General features: G+C 74.2%; 10 protein-coding genes and 1 pseudogene. 5 read left to right on the top strand and 6 right to left on the bottom strand.

Annotated features, from left to right (window positions below; all coding sequences use genetic code 11):
- Positions 1 to 175: 175 nt before the first annotated feature.
- The 4 genes from GTW08_RS00410 to ppk2 form a co-directional block, all read right to left on the bottom strand.
- Entirely contained in the window at positions 176 to 928 is a 753-nt protein-coding gene (locus GTW08_RS00410; protein WP_161151229.1) for an FkbM family methyltransferase, read from the bottom strand.
- Between the two features lie 44 nt (positions 929 to 972).
- Complete coding sequence (locus GTW08_RS00405; protein ID WP_161151228.1) at positions 973 to 1,530, bottom strand: TetR/AcrR family transcriptional regulator; 558 nt, start codon at positions 1,528 to 1,530, stop codon at positions 973 to 975.
- Between the two features lie 25 nt (positions 1,531 to 1,555).
- Positions 1,556 to 2,650, bottom strand: a complete 1,095-nt coding sequence (locus tag GTW08_RS00400) for an SDR family oxidoreductase (protein ID WP_253068907.1) — start codon at positions 2,648 to 2,650, stop codon at positions 1,556 to 1,558.
- A 91-nt stretch (positions 2,651 to 2,741) separates the two neighbouring features.
- Positions 2,742 to 3,539: a polyphosphate kinase 2 gene (ppk2, locus tag GTW08_RS00395; RefSeq protein WP_161151226.1), complete on the bottom strand. Its 798-nt coding sequence runs from the start codon at positions 3,537 to 3,539 to the stop codon at positions 2,742 to 2,744.
- Between the two features lie 139 nt (positions 3,540 to 3,678).
- Here ppk2 and GTW08_RS00390 point away from each other — a divergent pair, with 139 nt between their 5' ends.
- Entirely contained in the window at positions 3,679 to 4,878 is a 1,200-nt protein-coding gene (locus GTW08_RS00390; protein ID WP_161151225.1) for an MFS transporter, read from the top strand.
- Between the two features lie 6 nt (positions 4,879 to 4,884).
- On the opposite strand, the gene GTW08_RS00385 is transcribed toward GTW08_RS00390, so the two are convergent.
- Positions 4,885 to 5,571: a GDSL-type esterase/lipase family protein gene (locus GTW08_RS00385; RefSeq protein ID WP_161151224.1), complete on the bottom strand. Its 687-nt coding sequence runs from the start codon at positions 5,569 to 5,571 to the stop codon at positions 4,885 to 4,887.
- Positions 5,572 to 5,593: 22 nt separating this feature from the next.
- Entirely contained in the window at positions 5,594 to 6,298 is a 705-nt protein-coding gene (locus GTW08_RS00380) for a hypothetical protein (RefSeq protein ID WP_100879574.1), read from the bottom strand.
- A 134-nt stretch (positions 6,299 to 6,432) separates the two neighbouring features.
- Between GTW08_RS00380 and GTW08_RS00375 the strand changes: the two genes are divergently transcribed.
- The 4 genes and pseudogenes from GTW08_RS00375 to GTW08_RS00360 form a co-directional block, all read left to right on the top strand.
- Positions 6,433 to 7,290: an NAD(P)-dependent oxidoreductase gene (locus GTW08_RS00375; protein ID WP_073577590.1), complete on the top strand. Its 858-nt coding sequence runs from the start codon at positions 6,433 to 6,435 to the stop codon at positions 7,288 to 7,290.
- A 77-nt stretch (positions 7,291 to 7,367) separates the two neighbouring features.
- Entirely contained in the window at positions 7,368 to 8,063 is a 696-nt protein-coding gene (locus GTW08_RS00370) for a response regulator transcription factor (RefSeq protein ID WP_073577591.1), read from the top strand.
- Complete coding sequence (locus GTW08_RS00365; RefSeq protein WP_139282968.1) at positions 8,060 to 9,517, top strand: sensor histidine kinase; 1,458 nt, start codon at positions 8,060 to 8,062, stop codon at positions 9,515 to 9,517. The genes GTW08_RS00370 and GTW08_RS00365 overlap by 4 nt, the downstream gene beginning before the upstream one ends.
- A gap of 63 nt (positions 9,518 to 9,580) precedes the next feature.
- Positions 9,581 to 9,793, top strand: a pseudogene (locus GTW08_RS00360) (hypothetical protein); the annotation flags it as partial.

Here is a 9,793-nt window from a genome sequence, read left to right as displayed (position 1 = left end):
GCCGGTGACCCGCAGGGCACCGGCCCCGGCCGTCGGCACGAGCACGGCGAGGACGGCCGCGAGCAGCGCCGCGCCCGCCGCGACCTGGAGGGCGACGGGGGCGGTACCGCTGGTCTTCCGGAGCATCAGGTGTCCAGCATGCCCGACTTGTCCGGTGATCGACCCGGCGGTGCGGTCAGGCGGGCACGTGGCGGGCGTAGACGTCGCCCGAGCGGCCCAGCGGGCGGCGCCGGTCGAGCAGGGCGCGGAGCTCGGCGGCGTCCACCCAGCGGTCGCCGGCCGAGGTGTCCCAGGTCATCGTCTCGACGGGGGAGTAGCGGTAGACGTAGCGGCCCAGGGCCTCGATGCGGGCGAGCGACTCCAGGGTCGCGTCGTGTGCGGCGGGCAGGTACTCCACCGACAGCGCGGGCAGCGGGCGCGACAGCCCGTCGAGGACGTCGGCCTCGAAGCCCTCGACGTCGATCTTGCAGAAGGCCGGGACGCCGTGCTCGGCGATGAGCGCGTCGAGCGTGCTGACCGGCACCTCGATCGAGGAGTCCCAGGTCACCCGGCTGAACCCGGCGTCGTCGGCGACGGTGTCGCGCCAGCGCTGCGACAGCGTCGAGACGGTGGGGGTGGCGCGGGAGACCCCGAGGCGGGCGGTGCCCGCCGCGGCGCCGAGCGCGAGGGGCAGGACGGTCACGGCGTCGTCGCGGCCGAAGAACAGGCGCAGCAGCCGGGTGAAGTCCGGCTGCGGCTCGACGGCGACCACCCGCGCCCCCAGGGCCCGCCAGGCACGCACCCGGTTGCCGGCGTGCGCGCCGACGTCGAAGGCGAGGTCGCCGGGACGCAGGAACGCGGAGTAGAAGCGGCGCATCCGGCGCTGCCGGCCCGGGATCCCGTGGTAGGTCGCGAGCGAGCGGGCGATGCCGGAGGCACGGGTGAGCACGCCCCGAGCGTAGTGGACGAACGAGGAGGAAACGGACTCGACGGTCAGGGGGTGTCCGGGCTGCGGCCGGCGGTCTCCACGACCCCGGCCAGCAGCGTCCGCTCGGTGACCCCGGCGATCTCCTGCCGGGCGAGCCTGCCGTCGTGCGCGGCGAGGACCGCCCGGGTCAGCAGGGCGTAGAGCGCCTCGGTCATCCACGTCGCGGACTGGGTCACGCAGAAGGCCCCGCTCCGCTGGCCGCGCCGGAACAGCTCGACGAGCAGGGTGTCCATCTCGGCGTAGCGGGCCAGGACCTCGTCGCTGGACTGGATGCGCTCGGCGAGCACCCACAGGTCCACCGAGGGCAGCAGGCCGACGATGACCCGGCGCACCGCCTCGATCGGGTCGCCCTCGTCGGTCCGGGCCTCCCGGATCGCGGCGATCCCGCGCTCCACGCCCATCTCGCTGAGCTCGGAGAGCAGGGCCTCCCGGCCGTCGACGAGCCGGTGCAGGGTCGCCCGGCTGATGCCGGCGCCGGTCGCGATCTCCGACATCGACGCGGCCGGGTTCTGCACGAGCACGGTCGCGGCCGCGAGGAGCACGTCGTTCCGCTCGATGGCCACGCCGGAGACGGTAGACCTCTCGGCGTCAGACCATCGCAGCCGTTCCGACCTGCGGATTCGCGCTGAAGAAGCGGACCATCGCATCGACGTGCCCGGTGAACGGCGGGCAGTGGACGCCGAGCCCGCCGAGCATCGCCGTCGTCGCGTCGGTGTCGTAGTGCGACGGGTGGGTCAGGTACTCCAGCGTGCTCGACGGGACCTGGAACAGCCGTCCGACGCCGGGTACGTGGTCGATGGAGAACGCGGCGAGCCCGACCGGCATCGGCACCACGCGCAGCTGCTTGCCGAGCCGGTCGGCGAAGACCTCGCACATCTCGGTCACCGTCGGCGGGGCCGGCTGGGCCAGCGCGAACGTCCGGTTCACCGCCGGGCCGTGCCCGGCCAGCGCGGCGATCCCGTCGACGACGTAGTCCGAGGGCACCAGGTTGAACCGGGTCCGCGACGCGGCGCGGGGGAGCGGCGCGAACGCCGTCCGGCCCTGCCGGGCCAGCAGCTGGAGCAGGTAGTAGGGGCCGTCGAACTTCTGCGTCGCACCGGTCACCGAGTCCCCGACGACGACCGAGGGCCGGTAGACCGACACCGGCAGGCCGGCGTCGCGGGCCTTCGCCACGACGCGCTCGGCCTCGTGCTTGGTGTGGTCGTAGTGGTTGGCGAAGGGCTGGCCGAGCTCCAGGTCGGTCTCGGAGAAGATGCCGTCGTAGCGGCCCGAGACGTAGCAGGTCGACACGTACTGCAGCCGGGCCAGCTGCGACGCGGCCTCGGCGAACCGCACGACGTGCCGCGTGCCCTCGACGTTCACCCGCCAGGCGACGTCCGCCGGCACCGAGAGGTCGTAGACCGCGGCCAGGTGGAAGATCTCCAGCGGTCCGCCGAGCAGGCGCTCGCGCTCGGCCCGTTCCAGTCCCAGTCCGTCGACGGTGATGTCCCCGACGACGAGGTCGGTGCGCCCGGCGATCTCCGGCGCCTCGCGCTCGATCCTGGCCAGCGTCGTGCGGGCCTGGTCGAGGAACTTCGCCTGCACTAGTGCGACCGCGCGCGCGTCGGGTGCTCGGCGCAGCGTCCGCGGCAGCAGGGCCGACCCGAGGAACCCCGGGAACCCGGTGAACAGCACGACACCCACGGGTGCACCGCCTCTCGCGCGGCGTCCGTGCCGCATCGTCGCTCGCCGGGACGCTATCCGGTACCGGCCGTACCGCCCGGGTGGATGTGACCTAGATCAGCGTCGACGCGTGGTCGGGCACGTCGCGCTGCACCTCGCGCGGCGGGCGCTCGTAGCCCGTCGACGGCTTCCGGTCCGGCAGCGTCAGCACCTGTCGCGCCACCGGCTCCCAGGGGATCGACCCGAGCAGGTGGTGGATCATGTTGATCCGCGCGTTGCGCTTCTGTTCGGCCTCGACGATCCACCACGGCGCGTGCTCGGTGTCGGTGTGGATCAGCATGTCGTCGCGGGCGCGGGAGTAGTCGTCCCAGCGGGTCATCGACTCGAGGTCCATCGGCGAGAGCTTCCACTGCTTGAGCGGGTTCTCCAGCCGCTCGGCGAACCGCCGCGCCTGCTCCTCGGCGCTGACCGAGAACCAGTACTTGCGCAGGTGGATACCGTCCTCGACGAGCATGTTCTCGAACACCGGCGCCTGGCGCAGGAAGCGGCGGTACTCGGTCTCGGTGCAGAACCCCATCACCCGCTCGACGCCGGCGCGGTTGTACCAGGACCGGTCCATCAGCACGATCTCGCCGGCCGCGGGCAGCTGCTCGACGTAGCGCTGGAAGTACCACTGCCCCTTCTGGCGCTCGGTCGGCGCGGGCAGTGCGACGATCCGGGTGAACCGCGGGTTGAGGTACTGGGTGACCCGCTGGATCGCCCCGCCCTTGCCCGCGGCGTCGCGTCCCTCGAAGACCACGACCACCCGTGCCCCCGACGCCCGGACCCACTCCTGCATCTGCAGCAGCTCGCCCTGCAGGCGGAGCAGCTCGGCGTCGTAGACCTTGCGCGGCAGCTTCGGGGTGCTCACCGGCACAGCCAACCAGAAGGCGGGGTGACGTGGCGGACAGCGCGGGGGGCTGGCGCGCCGCCTATTTACTCGTCTAGCGTGTTTATTCGCGACGACGACGCCGCCTCCCTGTCCCGCCACGTCCCGGAGGAGGCACCCGATGCGTGCCGTCACCACCCGTCCCGCCTTCGCGCTCGCCGCACTCGCCGTCGGCGCCTTCGCCATCGGCACCGGCGAGTTCGTGATCATGGGCCTGCTGCCCGACGTCGCCGGCGGGCTCGCCGTCGACATCCCCGGCGCAGGCCGGCTGATCTCGGCGTACGCGGTCGGCGTCGTCGTGGGGGCCCCGCTGCTGGTCGCGGCGGCGAACCGGTTCCCGCGCAAGCACGTCCTCATCGGACTCATGGCCGGCTACGCCGCGTTCAACGTGCTGTCCGCCGTCGTGCCCGGCTACCTGCCGGTGCTCGCCGCCCGGTTCCTCGCCGGGCTCCCGCACGGCGCCTTCTTCGGGATCGGCGCCGTCGTCGCGGGCGGGCTCGTGAGCGCCGACCGCCGGGCCCGCGCGATGGCGACGATGTTCGCCGGGCTGACCCTGGCCAACGTCGCGGGCGTCCCGGTCGGGACCCTGCTCGGCCAGCAGCTCGGGTGGAGGCCGGTGTTCGGCGTCGTCGGGGTGATCGCCGCGGTCGCCGCGGTGGCCGTCGCCGCCTGCGTCCCCGACGTCCGCGACGCCACCCCGGTGCGCCTGCGCGCCGAGCTGCGCGCCCTCACCCACCGTCCGGTGTGGACGGCGCTGCTGATCGCGACGGTCGGCGGAGCCGCGCTGTTCAGCACCTACAGCTACATCACCCCGATGCTGGTCGAGGTCGCCGGGTTCACCCCGACCGAGGTCACGCTGCTGCTCGCGTTGTTCGGCGTCGGCATGACCGTCGGGAACCTGGTCGGCGCCCGCCTGGCCGACATCGCGACCATGCCGACGATCTACGGCGCACTCGTCGCCGACGCCGTCGTCGCGCTGCTGTTCGTGCCGGCCCTGCAGAACCAGGCGACCGCGGTCGTCGCCCTGTTCGCCTTCGCCGTGACGACGTTCGCGCTGGTCCCGGCGGTGCAGCTGCGGATCATCAGCGGCGCCGGTGACGCGCCGAACCTGGCCTCGGCGGCCAACCAGGCCGCGTTCAACGTCGCCAACGCGATCGGGGCCGCCCTGGGCGGCACGGTGATCGCGGCCGGCTACGGCTACGCCTCGCCGAACGTCGTCGCGGCCGGGCTGGCCGTGGTCGGGCTGGTCGTCGCGGTGCCGGCCGGGCGTGGGGACCGGACGGCGGCGTCCCGGGCGCGCGCGGCCGCCGCGGCGGTGTGACGGGGTTCAGTACCCGGCGCGACGCAGCGCCTCCCCGAACACCTCGGTGATGGCGGCGTAGCCGCGGTCGTTGGGGTGGAACCGGTCGGAGGCGAGCTTGCCGCGCCAGTGCCGCGTCCGTGGGTCCCGCAGCTCGGCCAGTACCAGCCCGCGGCGCCGCACGGCGTCGTCGATCAGGCCGTTGACCTGCACCGCCGCGGCGAAGGTGCCCGGCTGGTTGCCGACGACCGTGCCGCGCGGGAGCCGGTCGAGCAGGGCCGCGTACCGGCTCCCGACGCCCTCCTGGTGCTTGGGCTGCATCAGGTCGTTCGACCCGATCAGGCACAGCAGCAGGCCCGGGTGCAGCCGCAGCGCCGCCGGGAGCTGCGCGTCGAGGACGTCGTCGACGCGGGCGCCGTACTGGGACAGGTTGACCGTGCGCCAGCCCGGCAGCAGCGGGATCAGCTGCCCGAACCAGCCGCGCTCCGGGGCCGACGCGCCGACGCCCTGGGCCATCGAGTCGCCCAGCGCGACGCACACCGGCCCGGTCCGGGCGAGCTCGGTGCGGTTGCGCTGCTCCCAGTACGCGGCGTAGGGCTCGATCTGCTGCTGCACCCGGCGGATCGCGGGCACGAACCGGGACACCGCGGTGATCACCCGGCCCGGCGGGCGCCCGGTCCGGTTGGAGAAGCCGAGATCGCCCGCGTCGGTCACGTCTCCAGTGAAGCAGAGATCGTCACCGCACCGTCGTCTCCCCGTGCGCGATCCGCGCGGTCAGCGGGGTGTCGGGGAACGACCGCAGGCTCCGCTTGAGCTCGGCGAACCCGGGCCAGGTGGCGAGGGTGTACGTCGCCTCCCACAGCCGCAGCGCGTCCTCGCCGAACGGCACGGAGTCGATCACCGGCCCGAACAGGGCCGGCCCGTCCGGCGGGGAGAACGACAGGATCGGGGTGCCGACGTCGTCGCCGCACCGCCGCCGGGCCTCCGCCACGTTCGCGGCGAGGCCCTCGTCGAGGTCGGTGCCCGTCGCGGCGTCGGCCAGGGCAGGGTCCAGACCGAGGTCCTCCAGCACCGGACGCAGGTCCCGCTGCTGCGCCATGACCCGCATGACCGGGTCGAAGCCCTCGCCGTCGGGTGCGGGGGAGTCCCACACCAGCTCGCCGAACCGGGTGTAGAGGTCCCCGACGACCTCGGGACCCGCCACCGCCTCGGCCGCGGCGATCACCCGCAGCATCTCCAGGCCGCGGAGGTGGGAGTCCGGGTAGGACTCCGAGACCTTCCGCCGCTCCTCGTAGGAGATGCCCTCGTTCAGCATCGCCAGCGGCAACGGGCGCCAGTGCACCGCCAGCTCGCGAAGGCGGCCCACCTCCACCACCCAGCGGGACGTGACCCAGCAGAACGGGCAGATCGGGTCGAAGAAGAACTCGAGTTCGTCGCTCATCCCACCCGGGTACCCGGTCGGGGTGCCGGCAGTGCCGCGCAGGCGCGACGGGGCCCGACCCGCGACGGGCCGCTCCGGACCCGACGACCCGGCGAGCGTCGGCGCTCCCACGGAGATCGACCTACGGTGGGTCCATGACGACCGTGGCACTGCTGGGAACCGGGATCATGGGCGCCGGGATGGGGCACAACATCCTCGCGGCCGGGCTGGACCTGCGGGTCTGGAACCGGACCGCGGCGAAGGCGCAGCCGCTCGCGGACGCGGGCGCGGCCCTGCACACCGATCCGGCCGACGCCGTGCGCGGCGCCGACGTGGTCGTGACGATGCTGGGGGACGCCGACGACGTCACCGCCGTCCTGGAGCAGGCCGCCGGCGGTCTCGCGCCGGGCCAGGTGTGGCTGCAGACGACCACCGTCGGCGTCGAGCCGTTCGACGGGCTCCGCGCGATCGCCGGGCGCCACGGCCTGACCCTGCTCGACGCGCCGGTGCTCGGCACCCGCGCGCCCGCCGAGTCCGGGCAGCTCGTCGTGTTCGTCGCCGGCGACCCCGCGGCGCGTCCGGTCGTCGACCCGGTGCTCGACGCCGTCGGGAGGCAGACCGTCTGGGTCGCCGAGGACAACACGACCGCCCAGGCGAGCCGGCTCAAGCTCGTCGCCAACAGCTGGGTGCTGGCGATCACCGCGGCGACGGGGGAGTCGGTCGCGCTGGCCCAGGGACTCGGCGTGGACCCGCAGGCCTTCCTCGACGCCGTCGCCGGCGGTCCGCTGGACCTGCCCTACCTGCAGAACAAGGCGAAGGCGATCCTCGACGACGACTTCACGCCCAGCTTCACCGTCGACAACGCGGCCAAGGACGCGGGCCTGATCGTCGCCGCGGCGGAGGCCTCGGGCACCCGGCTCGACGTCGCGTCCGCGGTGCGGGAGCGGCTGCGGCGGGCGTCGGAGCGCGGGCACGGCGGCGACGACATGGCCGCCGCCTACAAGGCGTCCTGATCACCGGGCCCTGATCACCATCCGCTGATCAGGGCCTGCTCAGGTTCCTCTCAGAGCCGTCGGCGAGACTGGCGCCCATGCGCATTCTGGTGGTCGACGACGACAAGGCGGTCCGTGACTCGCTGCGTCGTTCGCTGGCCTTCAACGGCTACCAGGTCGACCTCGCCGAGGACGGCCAGGTCGCGCTGGACAAGATGCTCACCGACCGGCCCGACGCGCTCGTCCTGGACGTGATGATGCCGCGCGTCGACGGGCTGGAGGTGTGCCGGCGGCTGCGCAGCGCCGGTGACGCGCTCCCGATCCTCGTGCTCACCGCCCGCGACGCGGTGTCGGACCGGGTCGCCGGGCTCGACGCCGGCGCCGACGACTACCTGCCCAAGCCGTTCGCGCTGGAGGAGCTGCTCGCCCGGCTGCGCGCGCTGCTGCGCCGCCGCACCCCCGACGCCGACGACGACGCGGGCACCAGCCCCGCGCTCACCTTCGGCGACCTGTCGCTGGACCCCGACACCCGCGAGGTGTCCCGGGGCGGACGGCCGATCAGCCTCACCCGCACCGAATTCTCCCTGCTGGAGCTGCTGCTCGCGCACCCGCGCCGGGTCCTGACCCGCGCCCAGATCCTCGAGCAGGTGTGGGGCTACGACTTCCCGACCAGCGGCAACGCCCTGGAGGTCTACGTCGGCTACCTGCGCCGCAAGACCGAGGCCGAGGGCGAGCCCCGGCTGATCCACACCGTGCGCGGTGTCGGCTACGTCCTGCGGGACACCCCGCCGTGACCCAGCTGCTCCCGCCCGACGAGGAGCGGGCCGAGCGCTGGTGGCGCCGCGGGCCCGCGGCCGAGCCGGACCGTGAGCGGTTCACGCTGCGCGCCCGGATCGGGGTGCTCGCCGCACTCGTCGCCGCCGCGATGGTGCTGCTCGTGTCCGCCGCCGCGTTCCTCGTCGTGCGCCAGAACCTCACCAGCTCGCTGGACGAGACGCTGCGCCAGCGCGCCTACGCCGCGGCGCAGAGCGACCTGATCGACCCGCGGCTGCTCGCCGCGCTCCCGCCCGACGTGCTCGGCGCGGCCGACCTGCACATCGCGCTCGTCTACTCCTCGGGCGTGGCGACCTCGGCGGACGAGTCGTCGCGGCCGCCGCTGGGGGAGCCGGAGATCGAGGTCGCCCAGGGCGGGCCGACCCAGCCGGGCCGCACCGCCGAGCTCGACGGCGTGCCGTACCGGATCGTCGCGGTCCGGGCAGGGGACGGCCGCGCGCTGGTGCTGGCCCAGCGGCTCGACACGATGACCCGGGTGGTGACCCGGATGGGCACCGCGCTGCCGATCGTCGGGCTGGGTGGCGTCGTGCTGGCCGCGCTCGCCGGGGTCGCCGTCGCCCGGACCGGGCTGCGGCCGGTGCTGCGGCTGACCGCGGCGACCGAACGCGTGGCCAAGACCGGTGACCTGCGCCCGATCCCCATCTCGGGGTCCGACGAGCTCGCCCGGCTCACCCAGTCGTTCAACACGATGCTCGGCGCGCTGGCCGCGTCGCGGGAACAGCAGCGCCGGCTCGTCGCCGACGCCGGGCACGAGCTGCGCACCCCGCTGACCTCGCTGCGCACCAACCTGGAGCTGCTCGCCTCCGCCGACCGGCCGGACACCCCCGACCTGCCCGCCCAGGACCGCACCGAGCTGCTCGACGACGTCCGCGCCCAGGTCGAGGAGCTGTCCCACCTCGTCGGGGACCTCGTCGAGCTCGCCCGCGACGACGCCCCGACCATGACCAGCGAGGCACTGGAGCTCACCGAGATCGTCGACCGCGCCCTGGACCGGGTGAAGCGACGCGCGGGGGAGGTCGAGTTCGACGTCCACCGCACCCCGTGGATCCTCGACGGCGACGCCAGCGCCCTCGAACGGGCCGTGCTCAACCTGCTCGACAACGCCGTGAAGTGGAGCCCGCCCGGCGGCACGGTGCGGCTGTCGATGGTGCCGATCTCGCCGGAGTGGCTGGTCATCGAGGTGGCGGACGCGGGTGAGGGGATCGCCGCGGAAGACCTGCCGCATGTGTTCGACCGCTTCTACCGGGCCGACACCTCGCGGACCATGCCCGGCTCCGGGCTGGGGCTGTCGATCGTCGCGCAGGCGGCGGCACGGCACGGGGGAGAGGTGCGGGCCGGGCGCGCCCCGGAGGGCGGTGCGCTGCTCTCGATGGCCCTGCCGGGCCGGTACGTGGCGGAGCCGGAAAGCCCATAGCCTGGTGTGACACGACGTGACACAGCGGTGACACGACGGACGGAGACGACGGACGGTGGACGCATGACCCAGGACAACCCGCCCGACGAGCCGACCCGCACCGGAGCGGGGACGTCCGGTGGGGCCTCCGGGGACGCGGCCGGCCGCGAGGGCGGGCCCGCCGCCACCGCGGGACCGGCCGGGTCCTCCGGCGACGCCGCCCCGGAGGAGGACGGGCCACGGTCGTCCTCGTCGGGGTCCTCCACCGACGGGTCCGCGTCGGACGGGGTCACCGAC

The sequence above is a fragment of the Pseudonocardia sp. SID8383 genome (assembly GCF_009864975.1).
GTDB classification, from domain to species: domain Bacteria; phylum Actinomycetota; class Actinomycetes; order Mycobacteriales; family Pseudonocardiaceae; genus Pseudonocardia; species Pseudonocardia alni.
This window is presented reverse-complemented; position numbering and strand designations above follow the sequence as displayed.